The 16,379-nt window shown below is 44.2% G+C and carries 13 protein-coding genes and 1 riboswitch; of the genes, 8 read left to right on the forward strand and 5 right to left on the reverse strand.

Features of this window, described 5'->3' with window-relative positions; all coding sequences use genetic code 11:
- Positions 1-56 precede the first annotated feature (56 nt).
- Entirely contained in the window at positions 57-2,663 is a 2,607-nt protein-coding gene (locus A7456_RS06655) for a transferrin-binding protein-like solute binding protein (RefSeq protein ID WP_067008898.1), read from the reverse strand.
- Between A7456_RS06655 and A7456_RS11430 the strand changes: the two genes are divergently transcribed.
- Positions 2,662-2,865 (forward strand): hypothetical protein, encoded by a 204-nt coding sequence (locus tag A7456_RS11430; protein ID WP_067008901.1) that lies wholly within the window; start codon positions 2,662-2,664, stop codon positions 2,863-2,865. The two genes, A7456_RS06655 and A7456_RS11430, sit on opposite strands and share 2 nt — an antisense overlap.
- A gap of 213 nt (positions 2,866-3,078) precedes the next feature.
- Here A7456_RS11430 and A7456_RS06665 read toward each other — a convergent pair whose 3' ends face one another.
- From A7456_RS06665 to A7456_RS06675, 3 genes are all read right to left on the reverse strand, one after another.
- Positions 3,079-3,480, reverse strand: coding sequence for an ExbD/TolR family protein (locus tag A7456_RS06665; RefSeq protein WP_062499354.1), 402 nt, complete (start codon positions 3,478-3,480; stop codon positions 3,079-3,081).
- An 11-nt stretch (positions 3,481-3,491) separates the two neighbouring features.
- Entirely contained in the window at positions 3,492-4,040 is a 549-nt protein-coding gene (locus A7456_RS06670) for a MotA/TolQ/ExbB proton channel family protein (protein WP_062499355.1), read from the reverse strand.
- Positions 4,041-4,145: 105 nt separating this feature from the next.
- Positions 4,146-5,183 carry an energy transducer TonB gene (locus tag A7456_RS06675; RefSeq protein WP_067008904.1) on the reverse strand — a complete coding sequence of 346 codons (1,038 nt, stop codon included), beginning with the start codon at positions 5,181-5,183 and terminating at the stop codon, positions 4,146-4,148.
- A gap of 392 nt (positions 5,184-5,575) precedes the next feature.
- Here A7456_RS06675 and dapA point away from each other — a divergent pair, with 392 nt between their 5' ends.
- The 6 genes from dapA (at position 5,576) to dapE (ending at position 12,232) form a co-directional block, all read left to right on the forward strand.
- Complete coding sequence (gene dapA / locus A7456_RS06680; protein WP_067008907.1) at positions 5,576-6,493, forward strand: 4-hydroxy-tetrahydrodipicolinate synthase; 918 nt, start codon at positions 5,576-5,578, stop codon at positions 6,491-6,493.
- 11 nt (positions 6,494-6,504) lie between these two features.
- Positions 6,505-6,774: a hypothetical protein gene (locus A7456_RS06685; RefSeq protein ID WP_066884722.1), complete on the forward strand. Its 270-nt coding sequence runs from the start codon at positions 6,505-6,507 to the stop codon at positions 6,772-6,774.
- An 87-nt stretch (positions 6,775-6,861) separates the two neighbouring features.
- Positions 6,862-7,575 (forward strand): phosphoribosylaminoimidazolesuccinocarboxamide synthase, encoded by a 714-nt coding sequence (gene purC / locus A7456_RS06690; RefSeq protein ID WP_067008910.1) that lies wholly within the window; start codon positions 6,862-6,864, stop codon positions 7,573-7,575.
- A 208-nt stretch (positions 7,576-7,783) separates the two neighbouring features.
- Complete coding sequence (gene gyrB / locus A7456_RS06695; RefSeq protein ID WP_067008915.1) at positions 7,784-10,222, forward strand: DNA topoisomerase (ATP-hydrolyzing) subunit B; 2,439 nt, start codon at positions 7,784-7,786, stop codon at positions 10,220-10,222.
- 154 nt (positions 10,223-10,376) lie between these two features.
- Entirely contained in the window at positions 10,377-10,982 is a 606-nt protein-coding gene (locus A7456_RS06700) for a 2OG-Fe(II) oxygenase (protein WP_067008918.1), read from the forward strand.
- 62 nt (positions 10,983-11,044) lie between these two features.
- Entirely contained in the window at positions 11,045-12,232 is a 1,188-nt protein-coding gene (gene dapE, locus A7456_RS06705; protein WP_067008921.1) for a succinyl-diaminopimelate desuccinylase, read from the forward strand.
- Between the two features lie 101 nt (positions 12,233-12,333).
- Here dapE and A7456_RS06710 read toward each other — a convergent pair whose 3' ends face one another.
- Positions 12,334-14,004 carry a peptide ABC transporter substrate-binding protein gene (locus A7456_RS06710; protein ID WP_066893109.1) on the reverse strand — a complete coding sequence of 557 codons (1,671 nt, stop codon included), beginning with the start codon at positions 14,002-14,004 and terminating at the stop codon, positions 12,334-12,336.
- Positions 14,005-14,292: 288 nt separating this feature from the next.
- Positions 14,293-14,402, forward strand: a riboswitch (TPP riboswitch).
- A 92-nt stretch (positions 14,403-14,494) separates the two neighbouring features.
- On the opposite strand from A7456_RS06710, the gene thiC reads away from it, so the two are divergent.
- A complete protein-coding gene (gene thiC, locus A7456_RS06715; RefSeq protein WP_067008925.1) occupies positions 14,495-16,363 on the forward strand; it encodes a phosphomethylpyrimidine synthase ThiC in 1,869 nt (622 codons plus the stop codon).
- Positions 16,364-16,379: the final 16 nt, after the last annotated feature.

Raw genomic sequence — 16,379 nt, forward strand, 5'->3', positions numbered from 1 at the left:
AGGGCGTCATCAACTGTCGGTCAAGCGACTAAGCGACTAGCGATGATAAGGGGGCGTTATTTGGTCTCTTTGACAGCCCCAAAGACAGCCCCTGCTTTTTCGGCGGTGTCATTGATGCCATCGCCTTTATCATAATGTAACTGTCCTGCCAACTCTTCGCCATTTGTGCCAAAAAATTGCCCCTTGACATCAATGTCTTTGATGTTGTATAAAAATCCGCCATTGTTGTTATTGCCAATCTCATGGCGATAATCGGACACATCGGCTTTGGCGGTAAAGGCTGTGCCATCAATCTTGCCATCTTTGATGTTAAAAACAATGTCGCCATTATTGTCATTGAGATTGCCTTTCAGGCTGTTGGTGTCAAAATCCACATCAAACTTAGCTTTATTTTTACCATCTAAGGAGAAAGTTTTTTCATAAGTAGGCTCATTAATGGGCAAGTGCTTGTTGGCAAATTCAGGGCGAATCTCACCTTTTTGATACACATTATTTGCACCGTCATCATCGGCGTCATCGGTATCATCTTGGGAATCATCAGATGCGACCAAACTGTCATCGTCTTCATCTTCTGGGTTGAAGTCTTCGGTTAACAGATAACCTTGATGACCTTTTTCCTTGATAATTTCTTCTTTATTGCTATAACCTTTGTCCTTTTTTTGGATAAGATAGCCTGCCCAAAGACCATTGTAGGTGAATTGACCTGCCTTAGGCAGCGTGGTGCTGGCATCGGTCCTACCGCCTTGCACAAAATAACTGCGTGTTGGGGTTTGGTTGGCATCGTTATACAGCGTCTCGCCAAAACTGATGTGCTGATAGCTTTTGGCACGAATGGCGGTATACGGCTTATTATCTTTGGCTTCTTGTAACACGATGGTGGTAACTTTGTTGTCTTTATTTAGTGTGGCATTAGGGTATTTTTCTTTAATGGATTGGTTGGCTTTGACAGCATCGGCAGGGGCTAATTTATCAACATGATTGGCTGATAGGTCATAATAGTTGCCATTAAAATAAAATTTATCATGTTGCCCAAAATAAGCTGGCACGGCTTGGGTGCTGCTGCTGACTTTTTTGGTGAACTGCTTCTCTGGTTTGCCCCAACGATATTCATAATAACTATCATCACTGGGAGTAATTGAATATTCATCAATGCTATCATTTAACCCTTGACTATTAATAATTTCACCAATTGTTTCATTATCCACAAAACTGGTGCTGGGTTTTTCAAAGCCTGCACTAAAATACACCGTTTTTGTGGCGACAGGTTCGGCCGTTTTGTCTCGTTTGCCACCAAAGACCACATAAGATGCGTTGTCATTGGATAAAAATTTACCCGCCAGCTCATCGCCCGACTCACCATAAAACCCGCCTTCTAGCGTGTCTGAGTTGGGGTTTGGGTTGTTTGGGTTGGCAGCATTAGAGAACAGCTCTTTGATAAAAGGTGCGGTTTGTGTTTTCTCGTTAACCAAAGATTTGGCTGTACCGACAAAGCGGTTGCCTTTGATTTTGGCATCAATTTGATACACATCGGTTTCATTGACTTTTTTGGTAGTATCAAATTGGCTTTTAATATAGCTGCCTTGGGCATTTTGCTGATTGGGATTATCATAATAAGACAGCTTGCCTGTTAATGAGTTTGTGTCAAAATCCACCTGATAAGTGGCAGGCGTGTGCTTATATTGAAAGCCATTTAGATAAATGTGGGCGGCACTGACGACATCGCCCTCGTTGGCTTTGCCACTGGCATTAAGATAGACCCCCACTCGCTCATCTGATGCTGAAAGGGCGGGGCGTTTTTTGACATCACTTAGGTACAGCCAGTTGCCTGTGTAGTTAAATTTACCAGCACTGGGCAGCTGGCTGCTGGCGTTTTCTCCATGATAAAACAAAATGGGCATGGGTTTGGGAATGCGGTCTTGCTCATTTTGATTATCGGCATTTTTTTGGGTCAGGCTGCTTCCTTGTAGTTCAAGATATCCAAAACGGATATTTTCATAATCATCGGCGGACTTTTTGGCGTTAACATTATCAACTTGCTGATGATTGATGTGAGTGTTATTGTTGGAAGGTGTTGTTAAGTTGCCATAACCATACACTTTAATGGTGTTTAGATTTTTGGGGTCAAAACGATGGCGTTCGCTGTCTAAATGTAAATCAGACAATGCAGGGAATTTGTTAAAATACAAGGGTTTGATGTCATTGGCGGTGATGGGCTGACGCAAGTTTTTACCTTTTCCGATACCATCTGGGCGATGGGCATCAATACCAACATATAATTTGCCTAGCCACTGCTGTATCAAATCATCGCTATAATCTGGGTCATTTTTTGGGCTGGTATCACGAATTTTACCCATCACAAAAAACCCTGCGGCAGCGGCAGTTTTTTGTGCTTGTGTCAGTTGGTTGTTATCGCCATTTGGGTCAGTTGTGCTGGTGTTGTTATCCGTGTTGTTGCCCTGATGGTTGGCATTATTGGTGTTGTCATGACCTGTGTTCGGTGTTGGTAAAACCGTGCCTTGGGGCAGTTGGGTAACATTGGGTGCATTGGCACTGATGTCATCAGAGCGGCAGCCCGTCATCACCACGGCAGCAAAAATACTGGCGATGGCAAGGCTAAGGGTGCGTTTTTGGTAGAAAATATGGGGGGCTTTGACAGTACTCATGGTGATGTCTCGTTTGGTGTGTTATGAAGACCGCTTTATTAAATCAGCCCAAGCATCCACCACGAAGAAAAGTGCAATCAACTCCCATAAACACATAACAAGGCAAAAAGCACAATCAGCCGGTGCTGTTATGCTAAGCTTGCTGTCAATCGGACAATCCGCTCACCGTTTGGTAATTGTTAAGATGGGGGATGAAGTTTAGCAATGGATATCTTGGCACTAATGATAATTAGTATCATATAATAACATAAAAATTTACAATCTAGCAAGTTATTTTCTGATATTTTTCTGTGACAATATTAATGGTGTAATAAGATTTTTTGGTAAGATAAATCTTTATGGTTGATAAGTAGAATGATGGGCAATAATTAGGGTGTGTTGAACCAATGCTCAACACACCCCAAATCAAATCCATCTATTCGCTGACAAAAGCGATTTTGCCCAGTCCTGCTTTTGACGCCTCAGCCAAAACCTGTGCGACGGTATCGTATTTACCCTCTTTATCAGCACGCAAATTAATTTGAGGGTTTTTGCCTGCATTAACCTGCTCGGTGAAACGCTGACTTAGCTCATCTAAGCTCAATGCTTCACGGTCCCAATAAATCCCCCCTGCCTCATCAATGCTAATTTGTAAGACCTCAGGCGGTGCATCATTCACCGATGCCGAAGTTTTTGGTAAATCAAGCGGTACACTTGGATTTAGCACCGTTGCTGTTACCAAAAAAATAATCATCAAAACCAACATGATGTCAATCAGCGGAATAAGGTTCATCTCATTCATGCCGTTATTGTCATGATCACCCAACTCAAAAGCCATCAGACCCTCCTTTATCGTACAATCTTAGACAGAATTTGATGGGCTGTATCAGTTGCCAGATGAATCGCTTGCTTGTTGATGCGTGTGGCAATGTTATAAAAGATCACCGCAGGTATTGCAACCGCCAAACCCAAACCTGTCATAATCAATGCCTCGCCCACAGGTCCTGCCACTTGTGCCAAGCCTGCTTGACCTGTTGCACCGATGCTATGAAGGGCATGAAAAATCCCCCAAACCGTACCAAACAGCCCAATAAAAGGTGCGATGGAAGCTGTTGTGCCAAGAACGGGCAGACCTTTTTCAAGTTCATAACGATGACGAGCGATTTGTTGGAGCAGTTTTTGCTCTGTTGCCATCTTGCGTTGGTCAAATGGCAAATCATCCAAGTTTTGGATATTGATTTGGGAGGTTAGCTCATCAACAATATTTGCTGTGCGACGCCGAGAGTTAATCACACGCATGATGCCCACAACCCAAGATGTCATTGATAAAGCCAATAAGACAAAAAACAGTGTCTTACTCACCGCATCGGTATGCGACCAATAAAATCCAAAATCCATAAATTCACCTCAAATTTTCAAAACCTAATCAAATGACCAAATATTTGGGCAACTCAACTAAGTTATCATAAGAATTATTGCTAAAAATCAGTTAAAACCACAAAATTAGTTGGTACAAGACTCATCTTTTGGTAGTTTTAACGTAATCGGATAAATTGCAGTGCCAACACGTGTGATGTTACCCTCTCTAAACGGATGCAGGCGACCACGACCGATTTGACGGATAATCTGTCGGTCTAATTTGGCATCGCCTGTTGATCCATTTAAATTGACATTAGAGATTTTACCCTCAGCATCAACACGGAAACTTACTTGAAGCGTGGTGTCAATATCACTTCTTGCTGAACAAAAATTATTCACTCTGGGCTTGGTTTTCCAACTGGCATTACTGATATTAATGCCACCTTCCACGGTCTGATTTTGGGCAGGCTGACCGCCCCCATGATTGCCTGCTTTTTTGGCGGCATCAGCCGCCGCTTGGGCAGCCGCTTGTCTTGCAGCAGCCGCTTGGGCTTCTTTTTGTGCTTGTTCTCTGGCTCTGCGTTCGTTGTCAAGTCGCTCCTGCTCACGTCTTGCGTTTTCTAAGCGTTCTTGTTCTAGCCGTTCTTGTTCAAGTCGCTCTTGTTCTCTGCGTTCATTTTCAAGGCGTTCTTGTTCAAGTCGCTCTTGTTCTTGAATTTTGGCCAATTGTTTTTGCTGGGCAACCCAAGCCTCTTGAAGCCTTTGTTGTTCTAAGATGGCTTCTACATCAATCTCGGGCTCAGGTTCAGGCTCGGGCAATGGCTCAGGTTCGGGTTCAGGAATCGGTTCAGGAATCGGTTCAGGCTCAGGTAATGGCTCAGGTTCGGGTGGCGGTTCAGAAATGGGTTCGGACGGTTCAACAACCTCAGGGGTAGCAACCTCTGGCTCTACAACAGGCTCTGGCGTAACAACAGGTTCGCCTGGTGGTTCGGGCGATTCAAGGTCATTAAGTGCGATGGGTTCAGGCACTGGTTCTTTGATGAATTCAATCTCTAAGGGCGGTGTTACAGGTGGTGGTGTTATTGGTTTTATGGTCATATTCGCCAATCCAAAACCTACCAATCCATGCAAGACAGCTGCGATAGAGATAGCCAACACTTTGATTTTTTTGGAATTATCCACTTAAAACACCCATAAACAACTAAATGTAGCACATCTATTTATAGAAAATTAAAAATATTAACGATTATCATTTGTTATATTATAAATAATTTGATTATAAATTGCAACATTTTGGTAAAATTTATTTCACCTAAATCAGCCGTCAAATTATCGCTCAAAAAAGCCATTAAAAGCAATATAAAATAACATAACATAACATTAAAAACTAAAATCCACACGTGATAACTTTGTTGTGAGTATCTTTGTCTGAATGCTTAAAAACTCATTGAATTCACCCAAAAAATGAACAAGACAGCCTTGCTCTACAAAAATTTTAATTTAAACATTTTAAAACGCCCAGTAAAATGTTAAACTAAGACATTTAGACATAAAATGACAAAATCAGGTGCTTTATGGCAACTTATGATGAGATAAAGGCAAAACTACAAGGTTCAATGACGGCACTGGTTACGCCCATGACGGCAGATGGGGCGGTGGATTATGACGCATTGGCTCGTTTGATTGAGTGGCAGATTGAATGTGGAACACATGCTTTGGTGGCGGCGGGAACAACTGGCGAATCGGCAACCTTGTCCATGAGTGAACATGGTGATGTGATTGAGTTTTTTGTCAAGCGTGTGGCCAAGCGTGTTCCTGTCATCGCTGGCACAGGAGCGAACAATACTACCGAAGCGATAGAGCTTACCGCCCATGCCAAGGCGGTGGGGGCAGATTTTGCTTTGCTTGTTGTGCCTTATTATAACAAACCTACCCAAGAGGGCATGTATCAACACTATAAAACCATTGCTTTGGCGGTAGACATGCCCCAGATTCTTTATAATGTCCCCGGTCGTACGGTTGTGGACATGGCAGAGGATACCGTGGCACGCCTTGCTGACATTCCTAATATTGTCGCCATCAAGGATGCTACGGGCGATTTGGTGCGTGGTAAGGCACTCATTGAGCGTGTGGGCGAGCGTCTTGTGGTCTTGTCAGGTGATGACCCAACCGCCCTAGAACTCATGAAGTTTGGGGCAAAAGGCAACATTTCGGTAACGTCTAATGTCGCCCCAAAACAGATGAGCAAAATTTTTAGTTTGGCATTAGAGGGTAGATTTGATGAAGCGGCTGCCATCAACAAAGACATTCACCATTTGCATAAAGAGCTTTTTTGTGAATCCAGCCCCCAACCTGCCAAATACGCCCTACACAAGATGGGTTTGATTGATATTGGCATTCGCCTGCCATTGGTTTGGCTGTCATCAAATGGTCAGTGCATCATTGATGGGGCATTACAAAAAGCCAATTTGATTTCATCATCAATAAAATAAGTGAGAATAACATGACAACGCTAAAACTAACCGCCCTTGCCATGATGGGCGTGGTGCTATTAACAGGCTGTCAGAACATCAAAAACGTACTGGGCAAGCGTGATGATGGCAGTCTTGACTATGTCAGTGCAACCAAATTAGACCCAATCCGTCTGCCTGCCAACCAAGAATCCGCTCCTTTTGTGCCACTGTATGATGTGCCAGATGTGGCAGGTGAGATTGTCCCATCAACGAACGAATCAGGTAAGCAGTATCAACTGCCCAAACCACCTAAACCATGATGATGCTTTGGCACGAGTGTTATTGTTCGTGCCTTTTTATTGTGTAAATTTAATTTGTGCAAATTGCTACAAAATATGGAGACTCTTATGCAAAAACAAACCCTGCTTTATACTGGCAAAGCCAAATCTGTCTATGAAACGGACAATCCTGATTATCTCATTTTGCATTTTCGTAATGACGCATCCGCCTTTAATGGCGAAAAAATCGCTAAGCTTGACCGTAAAGGCAGAGTGAATAATCGTTTTAACAGTTTTATTATGAAAAAACTTAGTGAGGCAGGTATTGAGACTCATTTTGAGCGTGAACTGTCGGACGATGAGGTATTGGTTAAACGCCTAAAAATGATACCTGTTGAATGCGTGGTGCGTAACTATGCCGCTGGCGGTTTGATGAAGCGTTTGGGACTTACCGAGGGTTTGCCACTCATGCCACCTACCTATGAGCTGTTTTATAAAAATGATGAATTAGGTGACCCCATCTTAGCTCCAAGTACTGCCATTGCCTTAGGTTATGCCACATCTGATGAGCTAGAACAGATGAATGAGATTACCCATAAAGTCAATGACGTGCTAAGTCAGATTTTTGATGAAGCGGGGCTGATGCTTGTGGATTTTAAATTAGAATTTGGACTCTTTCATGGTCGTGTGGTGTTGGGTGATGAGTTCTCACCTGATGGTTGTCGTCTGTGGGACAAAGAAACCAAGAAAAAACTGGATAAAGACCGCTTTCGTCAAGGGTTGGGCGATGTGGTTGAGGGCTACGAAGAAGTGGCAAAACGCATTGGTGTGCCACTGGATTGATGTTTGGATTGCTGTGGAGGGGGGCGATTATCGCCCTTGTTTTTTGTGAAAATAAAGACCGTCATACCCCAACACCCCAAAGGCATTCATTGAAATGGCGGTGTTGTGCCACACATCTTACATATAGCTTAGCAGATAGCTTATAAATCAAAAAAATGCTATAATAACCCATATTTTTAAAGAATTAGGCACATGCCAAAGGATTTTTATGAGTGAGCAACTTCCTACCAACGACTATAATGCCAGCAGTGTGCGAGTTTTGCGTGGACTAGAAGCGGTGCGAGTACGACCGGGTATGTACATTGGTGATACTGATGACGGTTCAGGCTTGCACCATATGGTATTTGAAGTGGTTGATAACGCCATTGATGAAGCCTTGGCAGGGCATTGTGATGAAGTGCTGGTTACCATTCATTCCGATGAGTCGGTGTCGGTGTCGGACAATGGGCGGGGCATTCCTGTGGACATTCATCCAGAAGAGGGCGTGTCAGCGGCTGAGGTTATTATGACGGTCTTGCATGCAGGGGGTAAATTTGATGACAACAACTACAAAGTCTCAGGCGGTTTGCATGGCGTTGGCGTGTCGGTGGTCAATGCGTTGTCTAAGAAATTGACGCTCAACATCTGGCGAGACGGTTATGCTCATACCCAAAGCTATACAGATGGCGTGCCTGACTTTCCCCTAAAACGCCTTGAAAAGACTGATAAGAAAGGCACCGAGGTTCGCTTTTATCCAAGCGATGAGATTTTTACAGGGACGATTTTTGACCATGACATTCTTGCCAAACGCTTGCGTGAATTATCCTTTTTAAACTCAGGGGTGCGTATTGTCTTAACCGATGAGCGAGATGGCACTCAGCACGTTTTTGAACACAAAGGCGGTCTTGGTGAATTCGTCAGTTACATCAACGATGGCAAACACACCCTAAATGACGTCTTTCATTTTACCGCCCAAAGTGCAGACGGTATTGGCGTGGAAGTCGCCTTGCAATGGTCGGACAGTTATAATGAAAAAGTTTTGTGCTTTACCAACAACATCCCCCAACGAGACGGAGGTACGCACCTATCGGGTTTTCGTTCAGCACTCACTCGCTGTCTAAACACCTACATGGATAAAGAAAGCATTGGCAAAAAAGAAAAAGTATCGGTAACAGGCGATGATGCTCGTGAGGGGCTTGTGGCTATTGTATCGGTCAAAGTGCCAGACCCCAAATTTAGCTCACAGACCAAAGACAAACTTGTCTCAGGGGAGGTCAAGTCTGCTGTTGAGACAATCATGCACGAAAAGCTCTCTGAGTTTTTGCTTGAAAACCCTGCCCATGCCAAGGCAATTGTAAGTAAAATCCTAGATGCAGCCCGTGCAAGAGAGGCCGCTCGCCGTGCTCGTGAGATGACACGCCGTAAGACCACGCTAGACATCGCAGGACTGCCCGGTAAACTTGCTGATTGCCAAGAAAAAGACCCTGCTTTGTCCGAGTTATACCTTGTGGAGGGGGACAGTGCAGGGGGCAGTGCCAAGCAGGGGCGTAGCCGTAAAACCCAAGCCATTTTGCCATTAAAAGGTAAAATCCTAAATGTAGAGCGGGCAAGGTTTGATAAGATGCTGTCATCTGCTGAGATTGGCACACTCATCACTGCCCTAGGCACAGGCATTGGTAAGGATGAATATAATCCCGACAAACTTCGCTATCACAAAATCATCATCATGACAGATGCTGACGTGGATGGCTCACACATTCGCACGCTACTACTTACGTTCTTTTTTCGTCAAATGCCAGAGCTTATTGAGCGTGGACATGTCTACATCGCCCAACCGCCGTTATATAAAATCAAAAAGGGCAAGCAAGAACTCTACCTAAAAGACAATGATGCCCTAAAATCTTATCTGTTGTCATCCACAATTGATGACAATCAGCTGTTTTTGGATAAAGACACTCCTGCCATTCGAGGTGAGGCGTTGGAGCGTCTATTAAACGATTATGGCCTTGCCCAAAATACCAAAAACCGCCTAAGCCAAAAATACCCAGCAAGCATCATCGATGCTCTAACCTTTGTGCCAAAGCTACAAAATGATGTGCTAAAAGATAAAACGGCATTACATGCATGGGCGGACAAGTTGCTTCATATACTAAATGACAAGGCAGGTGAACTGTCTGCACAAATTGACCTAGAACCTGTGGGCGGTATGGACGATGCCGAAACTGCTCAAATGTTTTTGCCTAAAATCACAATATTTGTGCATAAACTGCCCCAACATTATACACTTGACCCCTTGTTTATCAACTCAGGGGAATATGCCAGATTGTTAAAATTATCAAGCACATGGAATACCCTGCTGACAGATGAGAGTTTTATCAGACGTGGCGATAAGGATTTTGCTGTCAAAGATTTTGACCATTTGTGGGAGCAGTTTATGACAGAAGCTCGCCGTGGACTGTCCATTCAGCGTTATAAGGGTTTGGGTGAGATGAATGCCGATCAGCTTTGGGAGACGACCATGGACCCCCAAAACCGCAATATGCTCAAAATTACCATAGAAGATGCCATTGAAGCCGACCGCCTATTTAACTGCCTTATGGGTGATGAGGTTGAGCCAAGACGGGCATTTATTGAAGAAAATGCACTAAATGCAGACATTGATACTTAAATCAAGGGCAATCTATAAACCCTTACCGTCTAAAAATGTCTTTGATAGGGCAATTAACCAGACACATCATCTCATTAACAACTTACATCGTACTGCCAAGTGTCAGCTAACATTAGGTGTCTGATATTGATTAGGCACAAACACAAGGAGAATCATGTCAGATACACCGTTTGCAACCGATTGGCACGCCCTAACAGACCCCAAGCTTGATGGCTTTATTGCCACAGGCACGATGGTGTTAGATGGCGTGTTTAATACAGACGACTTGACCGCCTTACAACATGAAAGTGGATTTATAGATTATAAAGAGGCTCATCTGACACATGGCGAGCGAGAAAGTGCCATTCGTGGTGATGGCATTTGCTGGATTGATGAGTCTTGCCCTGTGGGACTGGCATATCTTAGAGCCATTGACGAGCTTGGACGGTATTTTAATGCCACACTCTACACAGGCATCCGCTCATCAGAGGCTCATTATGCTTGTTACCCATCTGGATTTGGTTATCAGTGGCATTCGGACAACCCCAAAGGACGAGATGAGCGGGTCATCTCTGCGGTGTTCTATTTAAATGATAACTGGACAGCAAATGATGGCGGAGCGATAACGGTGGTGGATAAACAAAATGAAACCACCCAGCTTTTACCACAACTTAACCGCCTTGTGGTGTTTGATAGCAATCTGTTACACCAAGTGGAAATTACCAATCGTACTCGTTTTTCTATCGCAACGTGGCTAAGACGTGATGAAAGGTTGATTTGAGTGATTAAGAATCATGGATTTGCCATACCAATTGTTATGTTAAGTTAATCAGGAAAAGCCCCATGACCCCTACCTTATCTCTGTCTGTCGCCTTGTTAAAAGAGCCATCCATTACCCCCAATGATTACCAATGCCAAGACATTTTGGCACAGTATTTGGATAAGTTAGGTTTTGATTGCCAGTTTTTGTATTTTGGTGACCCAAGCGACAATGCCACCAATGGCAAAAACGCCCAAATCAAAAATCTCTACGCCAAGAAAAAAGGCTCTGACTCCACCGCTCCCCACCTATGTTTTGCAGGGCATACAGACGTGGTGCCTGTGGGCGATGAGAGCCTATGGACGTATCCGCCTTTTTCGGCAACCGTGGCTGACGGCTATCTGTGGGGGCGTGGGGCAAGCGACATGAAAACCGCCATTGCCTGTTTTTGTGTGGCGTGTGATGAGTTCATAAAGAACTACCCCAACCACAAAGGCGATATCTCACTGCTTATTACCGCAGATGAAGAGGGCGTGGCGATTAATGGCACGCATAAGGTTGTATTAGAGCTTGCCCGTCGTGGTGAGTGTATGGATTATTGTCTTGTGGGTGAACCATCCAGCACAGACACACTTGGCGATGTCATCAAAAATGGCAGGCGTGGTTCACTAAATGCCAAACTTATCGTAACGGGCAAACAAGGACATATCGCCTACCCACATTTGGCAGTCAATCCCATACATGAGCTTATCTCTGCTTTGGCGGAGCTGACAGCGACTAAATGGGATGAGGGTAACGATTATTTTGCTGCCACCGACATGCAAATCTCCAACATAAATGGCGGTACAGGGGCGACCAATGTGATACCAAATGATGTGGAGGTGCTGTTTAATTTTCGCTTTTGCACCCAAAGCAGTGCCGAGAGCTTACAGGCAAAAACCTACGCCATTTTGGATAAGCACTTCAAAGACAGCAAGGCGACCTATACGATAGAATGGAACTTGTCGGGTGAGCCATTTTTGACACCAAAAGGCGACTTTGTGGATGCTGTGGTATTTGCCATCCACGACGTTACAGGCACAGACAGTAGATTGTCCACATCGGGCGGGACATCGGACGGGCGGTTTATCGCTCCGATAATGGACGCTCAGGTGGTTGAACTGGGTGTATTAAATGACACCATCCATCAGATAGATGAAAAAGTAGCGGTTACTGATTTGGAGAAACTGACCCAAATTTATGGTAAGATTTTGGAAAAATTAATCGCATGACAGAACCTGCATGACAAAAATAAAGGGTGAACGTTTCGCCCTTTATTTTTTAATTCATCCGACATTTTTTAATTCATCTGACAGATTTGACAAAATTGACATCACTCAAATGACCAATGACGAGCTTGCCAGTTGCCAAGAGCGTCTTTGGTTGAGTAGCCTTTGACATATGGTTTTACCGCACGTGCGTTTACTTGATAATATACCCACACATTTGGCACATCTTTATCCAAAATCGCTTCAAGTTCATGATATATTTTGGCACGCTCTGCTGGTGTGCTGGCGGTATAGGCAGTTTTTAGCAAGTTGTCATATTCCTTGCTAGAATATGCCCCATAGTTGCCCGAACCTTTGGTTTTCATGACGTTTAAGAAGGCAGCAGGGTCATTATAGTCGCCACACCATGCCGCACGAGCCATCTGGTGTTCGTGGTTACGGCGAGTGGCAAGGTAGGATTTCCACTCTTGGTTGTGTAGTTCAATTTTGATGGTATCGCCAAGGGCTTCGTGCCATAAGGACTGAGCTGCTACTGCCACTTTTTTATGATTTTCGCTGGTGTTGTAGAGTAGCTCAAATCTCAAAGGATTTTGCTCATTGTAGCCTGCATCCGCCAGCAGTTGTTTGGCTTTGGCAATGCGAGCGGTTTTGTCAAGTGTTTGCCAATCTGGGGTGTAGTTGGGGTTGTTGGCGGTAACTTTGGGGGTCATCTGATAGGCAGGGGTCTCGCCACGAGATGCCACTTTTTCGGCAATTAACTCTCTGTCTAAGGTCAGTGTCATCGCACGGCGAACACGCACGTCATCAAAGGGCGGTTTATTGACGTTCATTTCATAATAATACGAGCAAAACGATGGCGATGTTTTTACCTCATTTTTGTCAGCTTTGGCAAGAATCTCGCTTGGAATGTCGGTATAAGTCACATCAATCTCGCCTGCTTGATAACGGGTGTAGTCCGTCTGCCCAGAATCCACCGCAAGTAGGACAAGATTTGAAATGGCAACTTTGTCGGCATCATAATAATGAGGGTTTTTGGCAAGGACGATTTTCTCACCCATGATGCGTTCTTTGATGATATAAGGACCATTGACCACGATATTTTCAATTTTTGACCAATCATCACCCAATTTTTCTACCACATTTTTGGGAACAGGTCGCATGGCGGTGTAGGTGAGCATGTCAGGCAAAAACGCCACAGGCTCTGATAAGCTAATCTCAACTGTCTTGTCATCAATGGCTTTAACTCCAAGCTCGGCAGGGGGTTTTTTACCATTGATGATGTCATGTGCATTGATGATTTTAGCATCAACCACATAGTTGGCAAAATTGGCGGCTGTCTTAGGGTCTACCATGCGCTGAAAGCTAAATACAAAATCATGAGCGGTGATGGGTTCGCCGTTTGACCATTTGGCATCACGCAGTTTGAATGTCCATACCTTATTATCCGCACTCTCCCAACTTTTGGCAATGCCAGGTTCAATATTGCCATCAGCGTCTGTACTGACCAGCCCCACAAACTGCTGACGAGCCAGTCCTGATTCAGGTACGCCCCCTGTTTTGTGAGGGTCAAGTGAGCCTACCTCGGCTCCGTTATTGATGGTGAGTGTGTCACGATTGGAAGCTAATACGGTGCTATTGGCTTTATGGCTCTCTTTGTTGGTACTGTCTGTGGTTTGGTTTTGGGGCTGAGTACATGCCCCAAAAAATAGCGGTAAGCACACAGGCAGGGCAAGAGCCAAGGACTTTTTGGAAAATTTAAAGGATTGATAGGTCATGTCATCTCCATCATGATGTATGTGATATCTATTAACGTGTTAATTAATGTATTAATGTGTTAATGTGTTCTATTATCAAGGATTTTTATACAAAGCTTAAATTCCATTATGACATATCATCCCATTGTTTTGGAATATAAAATGGTTTGGTTTAAAAGGTTGTGCATTGACACAATTTCACAAACATGACATGTGTTTATGAATAATCTATCATAAACAGCATGCCAAAGCAAATCAGATATGTTCAAATCTGGCATTTTAAAACCATCAAATCTTTGTTATAATGTTGCTGACTTGACGGAGTGCAACCCAAAGTTGCCGAGATTGTGGTTGAACCACAAAATCCGTTGAACCTGATGCGGTTCGTACCGCCGTAGGAAATCAAGTTTTCAAAATCTTATCTGTGATTGATTTTTGTCAAGCGTTCTTTGTCATCATAAGCATTTTGATGGCTTGATTTGTTTATTAGCCATTTAACAAGGACATGATGATGAGCCACATTGCAAATCAACCCCCAACACCGACCGAACTTATCAACCAACACGAACAAGATGCCAAGGATTTAACTCGTATCTTACCTGCCTCCCAAAAGGTCTATATACAAGGTTCACAAGATGATATTCGTGTGCCGTTTCGTGAAATTACGCTTACCGATACGCCCATAGGTCTTGCCCAAGGTGGCAAAAAAGATGGTTTTATCAAAAATGAGCCAATTTTGGTCTATGACACCTCAGGTGTTTATACCGACCCTACTGTGCAAATTGACCTAAATCAAGGTCTGCCCAAATTACGCAAAAGATGGATTGATGAGCGTGATGATACTGAAATTTTGGATGCTTTGACATCGGATTTTGGTAAGGCACGCCTAAATGACATTCGTACGGCGGACATTCGTTTTGCCCATATTGCCAAGCCCAGACGAGCCAAATTGGGCAAAAACGTTACCCAGATGTACTATGCCAGACAAGGAATCATCACCCCCGAGATGGAATACATCGCCATTCGTGAAAATGGCAAACAGCGTGATGGCGTGGATTTACGCCAACATCAGGGGCAAAATTTTGGGGCGAACGTGCGTGAAATTACCCCCGAATTTGTGCGTCAAGAAGTGGCAGAGGGGCGGGCGATTATTCCGTGTAACATCAATCACCCAGAGAGTGAGCCGATGATTATTGGGCGTAATTTTTTAGTCAAAATCAACGCCAATATCGGTAACTCTGCCTTAGGCTCATCCATTGATGAGGAGGTTGCTAAGATGACGTGGGCGACACGCTGGGGGGCGGATACCATCATGGATTTGTCCACAGGCAAAAATATCCACGAGACACGAGAATGGATTATCCGTAACTCACCTGTACCAATTGGCACTGTGCCAATTTATCAGGCGTTAGAAAAAGTTGATGGCATAGCAGAGAATTTGACGTGGGAGATTTTTAAAGACACACTCATCGAGCAAGCCGAGCAAGGTGTGGATTATTTTACCATTCATGCAGGGGTGCTGCTTCGTTATGTGCCACTGACTGCCAATCGTTTGACAGGTATCGTCAGCCGTGGCGGTTCTATCATGGCACAGTGGTGTCTGGCACACCATCAGGAGAATTTTATTTATGAGCATTTTGATGAGATTTGTGAAATTGCCAAAGCCTATGACATCACATTTAGTTTGGGTGATGGATTAAGACCCGGTTGTATCCAAGATGCCAATGACGAGGCTCAATTTAGCGAATTAAAAACACTCGGTGAGCTTACCCAAAGAGCATGGGCGCATGATGTTCAGGTCATGATTGAAGGGCCTGGGCATGTACCCATGCATATGATTAAACAAAACATGGATTTGCAATTGGATGTGTGTAAAGAAGCACCATTTTATACACTAGGGCCTCTAACAACTGACATCGCCCCAGGCTATGACCACATTACCAGTGCGATAGGAGCGGCGATGATTGGTTGGTATGGTACGGCAATGCTCTGCTATGTTACGCCAAAGGAGCATTTGGGTTTGCCCAACAAAAAAGACGTCAAAGATGGCATCATTACCTACAAAATCGCCGCCCATGCCGCAGACCTTGCCAAAGGGCATCCATTGGCTCAGGTGCGTGATAATGCCCTGTCTAAGGCACGTTTTGAGTTTCGTTGGGAAGATCAGTTTAATCTCGCCCTAGACCCTGACACCGCAAGGGCAATGCACGATGAGACCATGCCAAAAGAAGCCCATAAATCGGCACATTTTTGTTCTATGTGTGGCCCAAAGTTCTGCTCTATGAAAATCACACAAAACGTACGAGAGTACGCTCGTGGCATGGATGAGATGAAGGACAAATACAAACAAGAAGGCAGTCAGCTTTATAAAGTGGTGTAGCAACAAAAAATCAAAG

Source organism: Moraxella nonliquefaciens (assembly GCF_001679005.1).
Lineage (GTDB): Bacteria > Pseudomonadota > Gammaproteobacteria > Pseudomonadales > Moraxellaceae > Moraxella > Moraxella nonliquefaciens.

Bases quoted from the DNA above. Each gene is read 5' to 3' on its own strand.
- A7456_RS11430 (WP_067008901.1), top strand. From the start codon at position 2,662: ATGGTGATGTCTCGTTTGGTGTGTTATGAAGACCGCTTTATTAAATCA.
- A7456_RS06655 (WP_067008898.1), bottom strand. From the start codon at position 2,663: ATGAGTACTGTCAAAGCCCCCCATATTTTCTACCAAAAACGCACCCTT.
- A7456_RS06665 (WP_062499354.1), bottom strand. From the start codon at position 3,480: ATGGCTTTTGAGTTGGGTGATCATGACAATAACGGCATGAATGAGATG.
- A7456_RS06670 (WP_062499355.1), bottom strand. From the start codon at position 4,040: ATGGATTTTGGATTTTATTGGTCGCATACCGATGCGGTGAGTAAGACA.
- dapA (WP_067008907.1), top strand. From the start codon at position 5,576: ATGGCAACTTATGATGAGATAAAGGCAAAACTACAAGGTTCAATGACG.
- A7456_RS06685 (WP_066884722.1), top strand. From the start codon at position 6,505: ATGACAACGCTAAAACTAACCGCCCTTGCCATGATGGGCGTGGTGCTA.
- purC (WP_067008910.1), top strand. From the start codon at position 6,862: ATGCAAAAACAAACCCTGCTTTATACTGGCAAAGCCAAATCTGTCTAT.
- gyrB (WP_067008915.1), top strand. From the start codon at position 7,784: ATGAGTGAGCAACTTCCTACCAACGACTATAATGCCAGCAGTGTGCGA.
- A7456_RS06700 (WP_067008918.1), top strand. From the start codon at position 10,377: ATGTCAGATACACCGTTTGCAACCGATTGGCACGCCCTAACAGACCCC.
- dapE (WP_067008921.1), top strand. From the start codon at position 11,045: ATGACCCCTACCTTATCTCTGTCTGTCGCCTTGTTAAAAGAGCCATCC.
- A7456_RS06710 (WP_066893109.1), bottom strand. From the start codon at position 14,004: ATGACCTATCAATCCTTTAAATTTTCCAAAAAGTCCTTGGCTCTTGCC.
- thiC (WP_067008925.1), top strand. From the start codon at position 14,495: ATGAGCCACATTGCAAATCAACCCCCAACACCGACCGAACTTATCAAC.